This is a genomic window from Streptomyces sp. 184 (assembly GCF_045781775.1).
Lineage (GTDB): Bacteria > Actinomycetota > Actinomycetes > Streptomycetales > Streptomycetaceae > Streptomyces.
Window position 1 is genome coordinate 6,066,391 of record NZ_CP123230.1, and the last position, 15,993, is coordinate 6,082,383.

Below are 15,993 nucleotides of genomic sequence, written 5' to 3' on the forward strand. Positions count from 1 at the left end.
CGGCCGGTGGCGGCCGGGGCCGCCACCGGTCGTGCCGGCGCGTTCTACGGAGAGGCCGGGCCGACGTCGGCCGCGGTGAGGGGGGCTCGGGTGACGGCGGACGACGACCGTTCGTCGGCTCCGGTGTCGGCGGCGCCGGTGCGGGCCTGACCGTCCATGTCGTCGGTCACGTACGTGTGGCCGCCGGTGCCGTTGTCGATCGCGGGGCTGCCCGCTGCGATCCGGTGCACCTGCCCGTCGGGGGCGAGCAGCGGGTCGGCCGCTCGGACGGCGTCGGAGGGTACGGAGACGCCGACGGTCGCCGATCCGGTCGGCCAGGCGATGTTGCCGGCGTAGGTCATGTCCACCGGCTCCATCAGTTCGTTGAACAGCTTGCCCCGGCTTCCGGTGACGACGTTGTCGGCGATGACCGAGTCGACGGGCGCGAGGTCGTAGTTGGCGCCGACCTCGATGTTCGACACGTTGTCCACGAAGGTGTTGTTCACGACGGTCGCCCGGTAGACGCGCCAGTGCGCGCTCAGTGCGCCCGAGGTGTCCACGTCGCCGCCGTCGATCTGGAGCGCGGCGTCGTAGCCGGTGCCGGTCAGGCCCTCGAAGTAGTTGTTGTAGATCTTGTGGTCCTGGCCGTAGATCCGGATTCCCCCGGTTCCCGCCTTCCCCTCCCCCAGGAAGAAGTTGCCGTGGAAGGAGCCGCGGTTACCGTGCCGCTGGGACAGCACGCCCTGCGAGGTGCGGAACGTGTTGTAGCGGACGATGTTGTCGTTGCTCTTCACGGAGACGATTTCCGGGTCTCCGTCGCAGTTCTCGAAGAGGTTCGACTCGACGACGGTGAATCCGTTCGACCGGGAGATCCCGCTCCAGCCGACCCGGATGGCTTCCATCTCGTTTTCCGCACGGGGGCCCATGTTGCGGAAGTGGTTGTGGTCGATGAGGTCGTGCTGCGACTGCTGGGTTTCGGATCCGTCGATGGTGATGAAGTTTCCCAGTTGGTGCTTTTCCTCGAAGAGGTTGTGATCGATCCGGTTGTGGTGGCTGTCGGCACCCTGGATGATCACCCACTTCAGGGAGGACTCCTCGGTGAGCCGGAAGTGGTTGCGGGTCAGGCGCACATGGTTCGAGCCGGTGATCTTCAGTGTGTCGCTGTTCGTCCACTTCAGACCTTCGAAGGTGACGTGGGAGGAGTCGGCCACCTCCAACTGCCCGTCGTCGATCTCCGCCTGGCCGCGGTTCTCCGCGACGACGGTGATGGGCTGGTCGGCGGTTCCGTCCTTGCCGGTCATCTTGCCGATCGTGTACTGACCGTCCGCGAGCACGATGCGGTCCCCGGCGCGCGCGCCTGCGAACGCGTCCCGTAGCCCGTCGGAGTCGGCGACCGGGACGGTGCGGCCGGGGTCCGGGTCGCCGCCGCCGCCGTCGGGGCCGTGGACGGTCGTCTCGGTGATGCTCGTCCAGTCGTTGGTGGTGTTGCCGTGGCCGACGATGCGCAGGTAGCGGGCGGTGGTGTCGGCGAAGTCGTAGTTCTGCGGCTGGAGTGTGGTGCCGCTGCTCTCTTCGCGTGCCAGGACCGTCGTCCACGACGTTCCGTCGTCGGAGAGTTGGACGTCGAAGGTGTTCTTCCTGGTGTCTCCCTGGTGCCAGGCGATCGACGTCGAGCCGACGGTCTGCGGCGAGCCGAGGTCGTAGCGGATCCATGCCCCGTCGCCCGAACCGGACCAGCGGGTGCCCAGATCGCCGTCGAGGGTGTTGGCGGGCACGTTGCCGTCGTCGGTGCTGGCCGAGACCCCGGTGACCGTCACCGGGGCGCCCGGGGAGCCTCCGTCCGGCCCGACCGGATACGTCCGCACCCAGTCGACCTCGAACACCGCCGGGCGCAGGCCGCTGTCGCCGGTGAAGTTGTCGAGCTGGATGACGAGGTTCCCCAGGGGCATCGTCTGGATGTCGCCCCGGTCGTCGTTCGCGCCGTCCGAGAACCGGAACCATTCTTCACCGTCGACGTAGCCGACCAGCGCCTCCGGCGTCCACTCGAACGCGAAGTTGTGCCACTGCGTCATGTCCACGGGGCAGAGTTCGGGGTTCTCCTTCTCGTCCGACGGGCTGTCCGGGTAGTGCAGGAACGCCGAGAGGCACTGCTCGTCGGGGTTCGAGTACTCGACCCAGTCGTACTCCCCGTTCTTGAGCCGGTCGCCGGCGGTGGGCCAGATCAGGTGCAGGGGGTGGTAGAGCCCGCCGCTGGAGCCGGTGTTCCGGGAGCGGGACCGGATCTCCCAGCGGGCGTACCGGGTGTCGACGTTCTGCCGGATCCATCCGGTGTCGCCGTTCGCTTCGCCGCGCATGGTCATGATGCCGTCCGCGACGGTGCTGTTCTTCCCGCACCGGCGGCCGTTTCCGGCGTGCCCTTCCCAGCACTGGGCCGTGCCTCCGACACTGCCCGACGGCACGTCCCACTTCGCGGGGTCGACCGGGCCGGTGTAGTCGAACTCGTCGGAGATCGGCAGCGGTTCGCCCCAGCCGTTGCGGTCGGCCGCCTGCGTCGGGTCCTCGGCTCCCAGACCGTCGTCGTGCGTGACGCTCAGGTCGTAGATCTCCACCTGGCCGTAGTTGTCGTCGCTGCACGGCGACGAGCGTGCGCAGTTGGCCTGGGTGTACGCGCCGGCCTTGAAGTAGCCGCCGGAGAAGTCCGCCGGGAGCGTGGTCTCCAGCTCGCCGTTGTAGTAGGCCCTGATCTCGCCGTCGCCGACCACGAACTTCGCCTGGAACCTCGTGCCCAGCTCGTAGTCCTCGGTCACGAGGTGGTGATTGCTGTCCTCGGGGGAGGTGATGTAGAGCTTGGTGCCTTCCAGGCGGAAGACCGAGACGTCGTCCTCGGAGTCGTGGATCTGTCCGGCGACGACGTGCGGTTTGTCGTTGGGGAGATCCGTGATGGCCTGGTCGATCACCATCGTGTGGGTGCCGGAGTTCGCGGACCAGCTCGCCTTGGTCCGGCCCGAGTCGGTCATCTCGCGCAGTTCCGAGCGGGGGTAGTCGGAGCCGCTGGTCGTGACGCCGTTGACGGCGGCGCGGAACTGGACGGCGTCGCAGTCCGGGGTCGCGGTGAACCACGGGTCGTTGGCGTACGTGGCGAGTTCCGGCTGTTCGACGTTGGTCGGCGATTCCTCCTCGCCGACGGGCAGTCCGATGTACCAGTTCGTCAGGTCCAGCACGTCGGCCGGGTAGTCGCAGGAGCCGCTGCCGCCGTCGGCCCCGTAGATCGCCGTCTCGGTGATGCTGGTCCAGTCGTTGGCGGTGTTGCCGTGGCCGACGATGCGCAGGTAGCGGGCGGAGGTGTCGGCGAAGTCGTAGCTCTGCGGCTGGAGTGTGGTGCCGCTGCTGCTCTTCTGCGACAGGACCGTCGTCCACGACGATCCGTCGTCGGAGAGTTGGACGTCGAAGGTGTTCTTCCTGGTGTCCCCCTGGTGCCAGGCGACCGTCGTCGAGCCGACGGTCTGCGGGGAGCCGAGGTCGTAGCGGATCCACACCCCCTCGCCCTCGGCGGACCAGCGGGTGCTCAGATCACCGTCGAGGGTGTTGGCGGCCACGTTGCCGTCGTCGGTGCTGGCCGACACTGCCGCGACGGGCAGGGGCTCATCCGACTCGGCTGACGCGACCGGCTGGTACACGGCCGAGACGGCGAGGGCTAAGACCCCCACCAGAACCGCGCGATACGTTCGTCTCACAGGGCCTCACTGCCTCACTGTCGTGGAAAAGGCACCGGGTCGGCGGGCGTGCCCGGCCTGGTGCCGAACGGTTGAGGATGAACACCGCGAGGTGCTGCGCGGCGATGCTGCGTGGACAGCCACGGCCGTGTCGGAAGGGTGTTTCCAGCAGTGTGGTGCGAGGGTGACCCGGTCGGGCTCCAGCATGCGGGTCACGCTGTCAGACGCCTGCGGGGACCGGTCCCCGGGCCTTCGTGGCTCAGGCCGCCGCCTGCATCTCCCACACCAGCGCCTCGGCGGGCTCCCGGGCCGTCAGGTCCAGGTCCTCGCAGCCCGCGATACGGGCCGCGTCGCCCGGTTCGGCCAGGGCGGGCTCGGTGCCGATGCGGACGGTGCCGCGGGCGACGTGGACGTAGACCCAGGGGGCGTCGGGCAGGGCGGTGCGTTCGCCGGCGCGCAGGCGGCGCAGGTGCAGGACGGCCGCGGCGCGTTCGACGGCCAGCGGGGTGCCGTCGGCGATGCCGCGGACCACTTCGTACGACGGGGGGCCGCCGGGGGCCGCGGGCAGGAGCCACATCTGGAGGAACGTCAGCGGGGCGGGGCCCGCGTTGCGTTCGACGTGGCGGATGCCGGTGCCGGCGGAGAGGTGGGCGACGTCGCCGGGGCGGACGGTCTCGGTGTGTCCCGCGGAGTCCTCGTGGGTCAGCTCGCCGTCGAGGACCCAGGTGACGATCTCCATGTCGCGGTGGGCGTGTTCGGCGAAGCCGGCGCCGGGGCGGAGCCGTTCCTCGTTGCAGGCGGCGAGGGAGCCGAAGCGGACGTTCTGCGGGTCGTAGAAGCCGCCGAAGGAGAAGGCGTGGAGCGTCTCGATTCCCGCCCCCGCGTCCCCGCCGCGGTGGCGTCCTTGCCCCCGCCGTAGCTGAATCACCCCGCCACCGTACGCCGCCGGGAGGCGGGGCCGCTGCGGCCGTACGACGCCGCTTTCGTCCGACGCGACCCGGATAGGGCAGGCTAGACCCGTGCCTGAACCGACCGAGACACCCGAGCCGCCCGATCGTGACGCCGCTCGGTTGCGGCATCCGCACACCGCTACCCTGCGCCGGCTGGAGAAGTCGTCCGGGGAACTTGCCGCCGCGGCCATCGCCCGGATGGATGAGCAGTTGCCCTGGTACCGGGCCATGCCGCCGGAGCACCGTTCGTGGATCGGGCTGGTGGCGCAGGCCGGTATCGCGGCGTTCACGGAGTGGTTCCGGCATCCGGAGACGCCGCAGGCGATCTCCACCGACGTGTTCGGTACGGCGCCGCGGGAGCTGACGCGGGCGATCACGCTGCGGCAGACGGTGGAGATGGTGCGTACCACGATCGAGGTCATGGAGTCCGCGATCGGGGAGGTCGCCGCCCCGGGTGACGAGTCGGCGCTGCGGGAGGCGCTGCTGGTCTACGCCCGGGAGATCGCGTTCGCCACCGCGCAGGTCTACGCGCAGGCCGCGGAGGCCCGCGGGGCGTGGGACGCGCGGCTGGAGTCGCTGGTGGTCAACGCGGTGCTGTCCGGGGAGGCCGACGAGGGTGCGGTGTCCCGGGCGGCGGCGCTGGGCTGGATCTCGCCGGAGCACGTGTGCGTGGTGCTGGGTACGGCCCCGGACGGGGACAGCGAGCTGACGGTGGAGGCGATCCGGCGGGCGGCGCGGCATGCGAAGCTCCAGGTGCTGACGGGTGTGCTGGGCAGCCGGCTGGTGGTGATCGCCGGTGGCAGCGCGGAGCCGCTGAAGGCGGCGAAGGCGCTGATCGGCCCGTTCGCGCAGGGTCCGGTGGTGGCCGGTCCCGTGGTGGGCGACCTGCTGGCGGCGACGCGGTCGGCGCAGGCGGCGGCGGCGGGGCTGAAGGCGTGTTCGGCGTGGGAGGATGCGCCGCGGCCGGTGCTGGCGGACGATCTGCTGCCGGAGCGGGCGATCGCGGGTGATCCGGCGGCGCGTGAACAACTGGTGGAGGAGATCTACAGTCCGCTTGCGGAGGCCGGTTCGGCGCTGCTGGAGACGCTGAGCGTGTACCTGGAGCAGGCGTCGAGCCTCGAAGGTGCCGCGCGGATGTTGTTCGTTCACCCCAACACCGTTCGCTACCGGCTGCGACGTGTGACCGATGTCACGGGCTGGTCGCCGTCCGATGTCCGGTCGGCGTTTACTCTGCGTATTGCACTGATCCTGGGCCGACTGACGGAGGCGGAACCCCAGCCCTAGTCATTTGTTCGGACCCCACAAATCCCTCCGGTGTTCTTCGTCCCCGTCCCCACGGGCGGCGGACGCCCCCGACAAGAGAAGGTTGAAGGGTGCTCGTACTCGTAGCTCCCGGCCAGGGTGCCCAGACGCCCGGCTTCCTCACCCCCTGGCTCGCGCTCCCCGGGGTCGCCGAGCGGCTGTCGGCATGGTCGGACGTCGCCGGGCTCGACCTGGTGCGCGCCGGCACCGAGGCGGACGAGGACGAGATCCGCGACACCGCGGTGGCGCAGCCGCTGCTGGTCGCCGCCGGGCTCGTCAGTGCGTACGCGCTCTTCAAGGGCCCCGGTCCGCTGCGCCAGGAGGTGGGCATGGTCGCCGGCCACAGCGTCGGCGAGCTGACCGCCGCGGCGCTCGCCGGGGTGATCACCGACGAGGACGCCATCGCGCTGGTACGGGCCAGGGGCCTGGCCATGGCGGAGGCCGCCGCGGTCACCGAGACGGGCATGTCCGCCGTTCTCGGCGGCGAGCAGGACACGGTGCTCGCGCACCTGGACCGGCTGGGCCTGACCCCCGCCAACGTCAACGGCGCCGGCCAGATCGTCGCCGCCGGCACCGCCGCGCAGCTCGCGGAGCTGGCCGCCGACAAGCCCGAGGGGGCGCGCCGTGTCATCCCGCTGAAGGTCGCCGGCGCCTTCCACACCGAGCACATGAAGCCCGCCGTGGCCGCGCTGGCGGCGCGGGTGGCGCGGCTCACCCCGGCGGACCCGCGGATCGCGTACGTGTCCAACGGCGACGGCCGCGTCGTGGCGACCGGCACGGAGGTCGTGGAGCGGCTGGTGGCCCAGGTCGCCAGCCCGGTGCGCTGGGACGCCTGCATGGAGACCTTCGCGGAGCACGGTGCCACGGCGCTGGTGGAGGCCGCCCCGGGCGGCACGCTCACCGGGCTCGCCAAGCGCGCCCTGAAGGGTGTGCCGGCGGTCGCCCTGAAGACTCCCGAGGACATCGACAAGGCCCGCGCCGCCGTCGCCGAGACGGCTGCCGCGTCGGCCGCGGAGGAGAGCGCATGACCGCCAGGATCCGGCCCACCAAGGGTGCCCCGTACGCCCGCATCATGGGCGTCGGCGGCTACCGCCCGACCCGTGTCGTGTCCAACGAGGAGATCCTGCGGCACATCGACTCCTCCGACGAGTGGATCCGCAGCCGCTCCGGTATCGCCACCCGCCACTGGGCGGGCCCGGACGAGACCGTCGCCCAGATGTCCGTCGAGGCGGCCGGCAAGGCGCTGGCGGCGGCGGGTGTGACGGCGGAGCAGGTCGACGCGGTGATCATCTCGACGGTGTCGCACTTCGCGCAGACGCCGTCGGTCGCCACGGAGATCGCGCATCTGCTGGGCGCCGGGAAGCCGGCCGCGTTCGACATCTCCGCCGCCTGCGCCGGCTTCGGCTACGGGCTGACGCTGGCCAAGGGCCTGATCGTGGAGGGCAGCGCGACGCACGTGCTGGTCGTCGGCGTCGAGCGGCTCTCGGACCTCACCGACAAGTCCGACCGGACCACCGCCTTCCTCTTCGGCGACGGCGCCGGCGCGGTCATCGTCGGCCCCGCCGACGAGCCGGGCATCGGGCCGTCGGTGTGGGGATCGGAGGGCGACAAGCACCAGACCATCAGGCAGACCGTCACGTGGGACCGTTTCCGCGTCGGCGACCTGGGCGAACTGCCCCTGGACGACAACGGCGACGTGCGGTTCCCGGCGCTCACCCAGGAGGGCCAGACGGTCTTCCGCTGGGCGGTCTACGAGATGGCCAAGGTCGCCCAGGAGGCCCTGGAAGCCGCCGGCATCACGCCGGACGACCTGGACGTCTTCATCCCGCACCAGGCCAACATGCGGATCATCGACTCGATGGTGAAGACCCTCAGGCTGCCGGAGCACGTCGCGGTCGCCCGCGACATCGAGACCACCGGCAACACCTCGGCCGCCTCCATTCCGCTGGCCATGGAGCGGATGCTGGCGACCGGGCAGGCGAAGAGCGGCGACACCGCCCTCGTCATCGGGTTCGGGGCGGGCCTGGTCTACGCCGCCACGGTCGTGACCCTCCCCTGAACCGCGGGCCGGCCGCGCCCGGTCCGACCCCCCGCAGCTCACTCCCCTCGATAACCCTCAAGGAACGGAAAGAAGGAGTCCCCAAGATGGCCGCCACTCAGGAAGAGATCGTCGCCGGTCTCGCGGAGATCGTGAACGAGATCGCCGGCATCCCGGTCGAGGACGTCCAGCTCGACAAGTCGTTCACCGACGACCTGGACGTCGACTCGCTGTCCATGGTCGAGGTCGTCGTCGCCGCCGAGGAGCGCTTCGACGTCAAGATCCCCGACGACGACGTCAAGCAGCTCAGGACCGTCGGCGACGCCACGGACTACATCCTCAAGCACCAGAGCTGACCGACCGTCTCGCCCGCTGTCGTCACCCCCTCCCCTGCGCCCGCGGGCGCGGGCGGCGGCCCGCGGTGGCGCCGTAGAACACCTCAACCTTCGGAGTGAGCATCGACGTGAACGCGACCGATCGCACCGTGGTCGTCACCGGAATCGGCGCAACCACACCGCTGGGTGGCGACAGCGCATCCACCTGGGACGGCCTGGTGGCCGGGCGTTCCGGCATCGCCGACCTGGACCACGAGTGGGCCGCCGACCTGCCCGTGCACTTCGCGGGCGAGGTGGCGGTGGAGCCCACCGAGACCATTCCGCGGCCGCAGGCCCGCAAGCTGGACCGGGCGGCGCAGTTCGCGCTCGTCGCCACCCGCGAGGCGTGGGCCGACGCCGGTTTCACCGGCAGGGCGGGCGAGGACGCCGCGGTCGACCCCGACCGCCTCGGTGCGGTCGTCGCCTCCGGCATCGGCGGGGTGACGACGCTGCTGGAGCAGTACGACAACCTCCGGGACAAGGGCGCCCGGCGCGTGTCGCCGCACACCGTGCCGATGCTCATGCCCAACAGCCCGGCGGCCAACGTCGGGCTTCAGATCAACGCCCGGGCCGGCGTGCACACGCCGGTCAGCGCCTGCGCCTCCGGCGGGGAGGCGATCGGGTACGCGGTGGAGATGATCCGCACCGGCCGCGCGGACGTCGTCGTGGCCGGCGGCACGGAGGCGGCGATCCATCCGCTGCCCATCGCGGCGTTCGCCAACATGATGGCGATGTCCAAGAACAACGACGACCCGCAGGGCGCCTCCCGCCCGTACGACAAGGCGCGCGACGGCTTCGTGCTCGGCGAGGGCGCCGGCGTGCTGGTGCTGGAGTCCGCGGAGCACGCCGAGCGGCGCGGGGCGAAGGTGTACTGCGAGGCGGCCGGCCAGGGCCTGTCGGCCGACAGCCACCACATCGCGCAGCCGGAGCCGAGCGGCCGGGGCATCGCGGCGGCGCTGGAGAACCTGTTCGCGCAGAACGACGTGACGCCCGCCGAGGTCGTGCACGTCAACGCGCACGCGACGTCGACGCCGCAGGGCGACGTGGCGGAGATCAAGGCCATGCAGAAGGTGTTCGGCGACGACCTGGAGCACGTCCTCGTCTCCGGTACGAAGTCGATGACCGGGCATCTGCTGGGCGGTGCCGGCGGTATCGAGTCGGTGGCGGCGGTGCTGACGGTCGAGCACCGTCTCGCGCCGCCGACGATCAACGTCGACGACCTGGACGACGAGGTCGCTCCGGAGCTGATCGCGGTACGGGCGACGCCGCTGCCGCAGGGCCGGATCGTGGCGCTGAACAACTCGTTCGGCTTCGGCGGCCACAACGTGGTGCTGGCCTTCCGCTCCGTCTGACGCACCGTCCCGACGCGCCGTTCTGACGCGCCGTCACGGGCTGTGACGAGTACCCGGCGGGCCGGCGGCCCGCCGGGTCAGACGACCTGGTGCAGCCAGCGGACGGGCGCGCCCTCACCGGCGTAGCGGAAAGGTTCCAGCTCGTCGTCCCACGGCTTGCCCAGCAGCTTGGCGATCTCCGCCTCCAACTGCGTCTCGCCGCGCTGCGCGCGGGCCAGCGCGGCCCGCAGCCGGTCCTCGGGGATGAGGATGTCGCCGTGCACGCCGGTGACGGCGTGGAAGATGCCGAGGTCGGGGGTGGAGCTGTAGCGCTCGCCTTCGGCGGTGGCGTACGGCTCGGCGGTGACCTCGAAGCGCAGCAGGTGCCAGCCGCGCAGCGCGGAGGCGAGCCGGGAGGCGGTGTCGGGCTCGCCCTGCCAGGAGAACTCCGCGCGCCACGTGCCGGGCGAGGCGGGCTGGGGGATCCAGTCGAGGCTGGTCCGGCCGCCGAGGACGCCGGCGACCGCCCACTCGATGTGCGGGCAGAGCGCCCGCGGGGCGGAGTGAACGAACAGAACTCCACGTGTCGTCACCGGGGGCCTCCATCCGCGGGCTCGAAGTTGCCTAGAGTAAACACCACGGGTCGCCTTTCCGGGTAAACAGGACACTCCGTTACCGGGTGCTATCCCGCCGCGATACGGCCCGTTGAGCACAGCCAAGCTACCGTGCCGCCGCAGCCCGCGAGTGCCGTACGGTCGGTCCTGGGCATGCTGACCTACGTTCGGAGGAGGACCTCGGGGGCGGGAGGGAGCGCAGGGATGCGCAAAGGGGCGGCACTCGTCTGCACGGGGGCGGTCGCGATGTCACTGTTCCTCGCCGGCTGCACCGGCGAGGGCGGAAAGCAGGGAGAGGACAAGGGAACTGCCGCACCGTCAGGCGGCGCCGAGGACGCGGGCGCACCGTCGCAGCGGGCCCGGCCGGCGCCGCGCCCGCCGAAGTCGGTCGCCGCGCTGGGCGACTCCATCACGCGCGGCTTCCACGCCTGCGAGCCGCTGTCCGACTGCCCGGAGAAGTCGTGGTCGACGGGCACCTCGGCCGACGTCGACAGCCTCGCGGGGCGGTTGCTGGACAAGCCGTCGGGGCACACGTGGAATTTCGCCCGTTCGGGCGCGCAGGTGGCGGATCTGCCGGTCCAGACGGGCGAGGCCATCGCCCGCCGACCGGACCTCGTGACGGTGCTGATCGGCGCCAACGACGCCTGCACGGGCAGCCCGGCGCAGATGACGCCGGTGGCGGACTTCCGCACGGCGGTGGCGGACTCGCTGGACCGGCTGGAGGCGGATCTGCCGCGGACGCAGGTGTACGTCTCCAGCGTGCCGAGCCTGATGCGGCTGTGGGAGGTGGGCCGGGACAGCGTGCTGACCCGGCAGATCTGGTCGCTGGGCGTCTGCCAGTCGATGCTGGCGGAGCCCTCGGACCTCGGTGCGCCGGCGACCGGCCGGCGGGCGGAGGTGCAGGACCGGGTGGTGGAGTTCAACGCGGTGCTGGAGGAGGAGTGCGGGCGGCATCCGCTGTGCGTGTACGACGACGGGGCGGCGTTCGGCTATGACTTCACCCGCGAGCACCTGAGCCGGTGGGACTCCTTCCATCCGGACGAGGACGGCCAGAAGGTCCTGGCGGAGATCGCGTACGACAAGCTCCGTGAGGCGCGCGAGCGGTAGGCGGGCGGGCAGGGGAGCGGGCGGGCGGCGCCCGAGCGGCGGGCGCGCGGCGGGTATCGGGCGGCGCCACGTGTGAGGGCGGGGCGGGGCGCATAGGGTCTTCGCATGGCCGAGACTCCGCTGCCCCCGCCCGCCGCCTCGACGGCGCCCGCCGTCACCGCAGAGCCCTTCGGCAAGCTCGCCGACGGCACGCCCGTCGAGCGCTGGACGCTGACCGCGGGCGGCACCCGGGTGCGGGTGCTGACGTACGGCGGGATCGTGCAGTCCGTGGAGGTGCCGGACCGCGCGGGGCGGTACGCGAACGTCGCGCTGGGGCTGGCGACGGTGGACGAGTACGTGGAGCACCCGGACCCGTACTTCGGCGCGCTCATCGGGCGGTACGCCAACCGCATCGCCGGCGCCTCGTTCTTCCTCGGCGACCGCTCCTACCCGCTGCCCGCCAACGACGGCCCCAACTGCCTGCACGGCGGCGCCCGCGGCTTCGACAAGCGGGTGTGGGCGGCGGCCGAGGCGCCGGCCGCGCCGGGTGCCGCCGCGCTGCTGCTGTCGCGGACGAGCCCGGACGGCGAGGAGGGCTTCCCCGGCACGCTGGACGTGCGGGCGACGTACACGGTGACCGCGGGGGGCGCGCTGCGCTTCGACTACGAGGCGGCGACCGACGCGCCGACCGTGGTGAACCTGACGAACCACACGTACGTCAATCTCGACGGCGAGGGCAGCGGCAGCATCGAGGACCACCATCTGCGTATCGCCGCGGGCCGGTTCACCGTCAACGCGCCCACGTCGGCGCCGACCGGGGAGGTCGCGGACGTGGCGGGCACGCCGTTCGACTTCCGCACCGCCCGGCCGGTGGGCGCGGAACTGCGCTCGGGGCACCCCCAGTTGCTGATCGGGCGCGGGTACGACCAGAATTTCGTGCTCGACAAGGGCGTCACCGCCGCCCCCGAGCCGGTCGCCGAGGTCCGCTCGCCGGCCTCGGGGCGGGTGCTGCGGGTGCTGACCACCGAGCCGGGCCTCCAGGTCTACACGGCGAACTTCGTCTTCCCGTCGTTCACCGGGCTGTCCGGGCGGGCCTACCGGCCCGGTGACGGGCTGGCCCTGGAGACCCAGCACTTCGCCGACTCCCCCAACCGTCCGCACTTCCCCTCGACCGTGCTGCGGCCCGGCGAGCATTACCGTTCGGCCACGGTCTACGAGTTCGCCGTGCGCTGACCGTTGACACCCGCCGCCCACCTCCTTAGCGTCTGGCCTGGATCTCGAACGCCTGACGAAATCTCGAACATGCCGAGGAGTCACCAGCGGTGCGCATCACCGGAATCAGCACGCACGTCGTCGGCACCCCCTGGCGCAACCTGACCTACGTCCAGGTGCACACCGACGAGGGCCTGACCGGGGTCGGCGAGACCCGGATGCTGGGTCACACGGACGCCCTCGTCGGCTATCTGCGCGAGGCGGAGGCGAACCACGTCGCGGGCTCCGACCCGTTCGCGATCGAGGACCTGGTCCGCCGGATGAAGTACGGCGACTTCGGCCGGGCCGGCGAGATCGTGATGTCGGGGATCGCCTGCGTGGAGATGGCCTGCTGGGACATCAAGGGCAAGGCGCTGGGCGTGCCGGTGTGGCAGCTCCTCGGCGGCGCGGTGACCGACCGCGTCAAGGCGTACGCCAACGGCTGGTACACCACCGAGCGCACCCCGGAGGCGTACCACGAGGCCGCCCGCAGGGTGGTCGACCGCGGCTATCTGGCGCTGAAGATCGACCCGTTCGGCGCGGGCCGCTTCGAGCTGGATCACGCCGAGTCCCGCTACGCCGTCTCCCTCATCGAGGCCGTACGCGACGCCGTCGGCGACGACGTGGAGCTGATGCTGGAGATGCACGGCCGCTTCTCGCCGGCCACCGCGGTGCGGCTGGCGCGCGAGATGGCGCCCTACCGGCCGGCGTGGCTGGAGGAGCCGGTGCCGCCGGAGAACCTGAAGGCGCTGGCGAAGGTGGCGGGGAAGGTGGACCTGCCGGTGGCGACCGGCGAGCGGATCCACGACCGGATCGAGTTCCGCGAGCTGTTCGAGAGCCAGGCCGCGGACATCGTCCAGCCGGACGTGGGGCACGTCGGCGGCATCCTGGAGACGCGCAAGCTCGCGGCCACCGCCGAGACCCACTACGTGCTGGTCGCACCGCACAACGTCGGCGGCCCGGTGCTGACCGCAGCCTCCCTCCAGGTCGGCTTCGCAACGCCGAACTTCAAGGTCCTGGAGCACTTCAACGACTTCGCCGACGCGGAGATCAAGAAGGTCGTCAAGGGCGCGCCCGAGGTGGTCGACGGCCACTTCACGCGCTCCGAGGCGCCGGGCCTGGGGGTGGAGCTGGACACCGACGCGGCGGCGGAGTTCCCGCAGCAGCGGGCGCACTTCGACCTGTGGGCGGACGGCTGGGAGAAGAGGAACCCCGATGGCTGAGGCGCACCGCGCGGTCGTGCTGCGGCGGCCGGGGCAGGCGCGGGTGCAGAGCGTGCCCGCCGCGCCGCCCGGGCCCGGCGAGGTGCGGGTGCGGGTGTACGCGGCCGGGGTGTGCGGCAGCGACCGCGAGGTGTACGACGGCACCCGCCCGGCCGGCTACGTGACGTACCCGCTGACGCCGGGCCACGAGTGGTCCGGGACGGTCGAGGCCGTCGGGCCCGGCGTGGACGCGGCGCTGGACGGGCGGCGGGTGGTCGCGGAGGGGTTCCGCCGCTGCGGGGTGTGCGTGCGCTGCCGGGCCGGCGAGACGAACCTGTGCGCCGGGCCGTACGACGAGACGGGGTTCACCCGGGCCGGGGCGTTCGCGGAGACGGTGACCGTGCCGGCGCGGCTGCTGCACGTCCTGGACGACGCCGCCGACCTGCGCGCCGCCGCGCTGCTGGAGCCGGCGGCCGTCGCCGCGGCGGCGGTGCTGCGCGGCGGGCCACTGCCGGGCGAGCGGGTGGCCGTCGTCGGGGGCGGCACGCTGGGGCTGCTGGCGGTGCAGTTGCTCGCCGCGTACTCCCCCGCGGAGCTGCTGGTGGTCGAGCCGCGGGACGAACGGGCCGAGCAGGCGCGGGTCTTCGGCGCACGGGCGGTGGCACCCGGCGCTGCCGCGGGCCTGGCGGGGGCGTACGACATGGTGGTCGAGACGGCGGGTGCGGCGCGTTCCGCGGTGGCGGCGGTGGCGCTGACGCGCCGCGGGGGGCGGGCGGTGGTGACCGGCATCCCGCCGGGCGGGGCGGCGGGCATCGACCCGCTGGAGCTGTCGATGCGGCAGGTCGCGGTCTTCGGCGTCTTCGGCGCCTCGTCGGCGGCCTGGTCGTACGCGGTGCGCGCGCTGGGCGCCGGACTGCTGGACCCGGCGGCCCTGATCACCCACGAACTGCCCCTCGACGCCTACGAGAAGGCCGTCGGCCTGGTCGGCGGCGGGGATCCCGCGGTCGGCAAGGTGCTGCTGCGGCCCTAGCCCGGACCCGCGCGGCCGTCACCGGCGACGGCCGCCTTTCCCACCCGTACGAAACCGAACGACGTCCGGAATGCCGAACGAAGGAGTCCCGTGCCTCACGCCCCCGGTGAACCGGCCCTCGGCCGCCTCGGCTTCGGCGCCCCGCCGCCCGACCCCGCCGACACCTCGCCGCACGCCTTCCCCGACCAAGGCCGCTGGCGTACCGAGATCCCGTCCGTCGAAGGCCCGGAGGCGCTGGCCGCCGTGGTGGAGGAGAGCACGCGGCTCGGTGTGCCGGTCCACCGGATCAGCCAGGGCAGCGGCGTGTGGATGCTCACCGACGCCGAGATCACCGACATGGTCGGGGCCTGCGCCGAACGCGGCATCGAGCTGTGCCTGTTCACGGGCCCGCGCGGCACCTGGGACACCGGCGCCGCCACCCGCAGCCCCTCCGGCGGCGCCGGGCTGCGGGCCCGCGGGCACGACCAGGTCGCCGGCTGCGTGGAGGACGCGCTGCGCGCCGCCGGGCTGGGTGTCAGGTGCCTGCTCGTCGCCGACGAGGGGGTGCTGTGGCTGCTGCACGGGCTGCGTGAGCAGGGCGAGTTGCCCGCGGACACCACGTTCAAGGTCTCCGCGCTCGTCGGCCCGGTGAACCCGGCCGCGTACGCGGTGTGGGAACGGCTCGGCGCCGACTCGCTCAACATCCCCTCGGACCTGTCGCTCCAGCAGCTCACCGAGATCCGCCGGGCCAGCGCCGCCCCGATGGACCTGTACGTGGAGGCGCCCGACGACCTCGGCGGCTACGTGCGGATGTACGACGCCGCCGAGCTGATCCGCCGCGGGGCGCCGCTGTACCTGAAGTTCGGCCTGTCCAAGGCCCCCGGGATCTACCCGTACGGCGCCCACATGCGCGAGACGGTGATCGCCACCGCCCGCGAGCGGGTGCGCCGCGGGCGGCTGGTCCTGGACCTCCTCGACCGGCTCGGCGCGGGCGGCGCCATGTCGCCGCCGGGCTCCCGGCTGCCCGGCGTGCTGCGCCGGTTCCCCGGCCCGGCCGCGGCGCCGGCCGCCGTCCGGGGCCCGCTTCCGCCGCCGTACCCGCTCCCGCCTCCGCCTCCGACTCCGTCCCCGCCACCAACTCCGC

The 15,993-nt window shown here is 72.4% G+C and carries 12 protein-coding genes and 1 pseudogene; 10 read left to right on the forward strand and 3 right to left on the reverse strand.

What is annotated here, in order from left to right; all coding sequences use genetic code 11:
- Positions 1–44 precede the first annotated feature (44 nt).
- The gene (locus QBL21_RS25805) at positions 45–3,602 is read right to left on the reverse strand and encodes a chondroitinase-B domain-containing protein (protein ID WP_407564614.1); all 3,558 of its coding nucleotides are present in this window, start codon (positions 3,600–3,602) and stop codon (positions 45–47) included.
- 349 nt (positions 3,603–3,951) lie between these two features.
- Entirely contained in the window at positions 3,952–4,620 is a 669-nt protein-coding gene (locus QBL21_RS25810; protein WP_407564615.1) for a pirin family protein, read from the reverse strand.
- Positions 4,621–4,711: 91 nt separating this feature from the next.
- Between QBL21_RS25810 and QBL21_RS25815 the strand changes: the two genes are divergently transcribed.
- From QBL21_RS25815 to QBL21_RS25835, 5 genes are all read left to right on the forward strand, one after another.
- The gene (locus tag QBL21_RS25815; protein ID WP_407564616.1) at positions 4,712–5,926 is read left to right on the forward strand and encodes a PucR family transcriptional regulator; all 1,215 of its coding nucleotides are present in this window, start codon (positions 4,712–4,714) and stop codon (positions 5,924–5,926) included.
- Between the two features lie 89 nt (positions 5,927–6,015).
- Positions 6,016–6,972, forward strand: coding sequence for an ACP S-malonyltransferase (locus QBL21_RS25820; RefSeq protein WP_407564617.1), 957 nt, complete (start codon positions 6,016–6,018; stop codon positions 6,970–6,972).
- The gene (locus tag QBL21_RS25825) at positions 6,969–8,003 is read left to right on the forward strand and encodes a ketoacyl-ACP synthase III (RefSeq protein ID WP_407564618.1); all 1,035 of its coding nucleotides are present in this window, start codon (positions 6,969–6,971) and stop codon (positions 8,001–8,003) included. The genes QBL21_RS25820 and QBL21_RS25825 overlap by 4 nt, the downstream gene beginning before the upstream one ends.
- Positions 8,004–8,089: 86 nt before the next feature.
- On the forward strand, positions 8,090–8,338 hold the full coding sequence (locus tag QBL21_RS25830) for an acyl carrier protein (protein ID WP_027755393.1): 249 nt from the start codon (positions 8,090–8,092) through the stop codon (positions 8,336–8,338).
- Between the two features lie 107 nt (positions 8,339–8,445).
- On the forward strand, positions 8,446–9,708 hold the full coding sequence (locus QBL21_RS25835) for a beta-ketoacyl-[acyl-carrier-protein] synthase family protein (RefSeq protein ID WP_407564619.1): 1,263 nt from the start codon (positions 8,446–8,448) through the stop codon (positions 9,706–9,708).
- Positions 9,709–9,785: 77 nt separating this feature from the next.
- On the opposite strand, the gene QBL21_RS25840 is transcribed toward QBL21_RS25835, so the two are convergent.
- Complete coding sequence (locus tag QBL21_RS25840; RefSeq protein ID WP_407564620.1) at positions 9,786–10,280, reverse strand: DUF3145 domain-containing protein; 495 nt, start codon at positions 10,278–10,280, stop codon at positions 9,786–9,788.
- Between the two features lie 225 nt (positions 10,281–10,505).
- On the opposite strand from QBL21_RS25840, the gene QBL21_RS25845 reads away from it, so the two are divergent.
- From QBL21_RS25845 to QBL21_RS25865, 5 genes and pseudogenes are all read left to right on the forward strand, one after another.
- Complete coding sequence (locus tag QBL21_RS25845; protein WP_407564621.1) at positions 10,506–11,408, forward strand: SGNH/GDSL hydrolase family protein; 903 nt, start codon at positions 10,506–10,508, stop codon at positions 11,406–11,408.
- A gap of 105 nt (positions 11,409–11,513) precedes the next feature.
- Positions 11,514–12,620, forward strand: coding sequence for an aldose epimerase family protein (locus QBL21_RS25850; protein WP_407564622.1), 1,107 nt, complete (start codon positions 11,514–11,516; stop codon positions 12,618–12,620).
- A gap of 89 nt (positions 12,621–12,709) precedes the next feature.
- Positions 12,710–13,861 carry a mandelate racemase/muconate lactonizing enzyme family protein gene (locus tag QBL21_RS25855; RefSeq protein ID WP_407564623.1) on the forward strand — a complete coding sequence of 384 codons (1,152 nt, stop codon included), beginning with the start codon at positions 12,710–12,712 and terminating at the stop codon, positions 13,859–13,861.
- Positions 13,854–14,870, forward strand: coding sequence for a zinc-binding dehydrogenase (locus tag QBL21_RS25860; protein WP_407564624.1), 1,017 nt, complete (start codon positions 13,854–13,856; stop codon positions 14,868–14,870). The genes QBL21_RS25855 and QBL21_RS25860 overlap by 8 nt, the downstream gene beginning before the upstream one ends.
- A 90-nt stretch (positions 14,871–14,960) precedes the next feature.
- Positions 14,961–15,902 (forward strand): annotated as a pseudogene (locus QBL21_RS25865) (hypothetical protein); the annotation flags it as partial.
- Positions 15,903–15,993 lie beyond the last annotated feature (91 nt).

What these genes read in the sequence shown, in the direction of transcription:
- QBL21_RS25825 (WP_407564618.1), top strand. Translation starts at nt 6,969, where the DNA reads ATGACCGCCAGGATCCGGCCCACCAAGGGTGCCCCGTACGCCCGCATC.
- QBL21_RS25830 (WP_027755393.1), top strand. Translation starts at nt 8,090, where the DNA reads ATGGCCGCCACTCAGGAAGAGATCGTCGCCGGTCTCGCGGAGATCGTG.
- QBL21_RS25845 (WP_407564621.1), top strand. Translation starts at nt 10,506, where the DNA reads ATGCGCAAAGGGGCGGCACTCGTCTGCACGGGGGCGGTCGCGATGTCA.
- QBL21_RS25850 (WP_407564622.1), top strand. Translation starts at nt 11,514, where the DNA reads ATGGCCGAGACTCCGCTGCCCCCGCCCGCCGCCTCGACGGCGCCCGCC.
- QBL21_RS25860 (WP_407564624.1), top strand. Translation starts at nt 13,854, where the DNA reads ATGGCTGAGGCGCACCGCGCGGTCGTGCTGCGGCGGCCGGGGCAGGCG.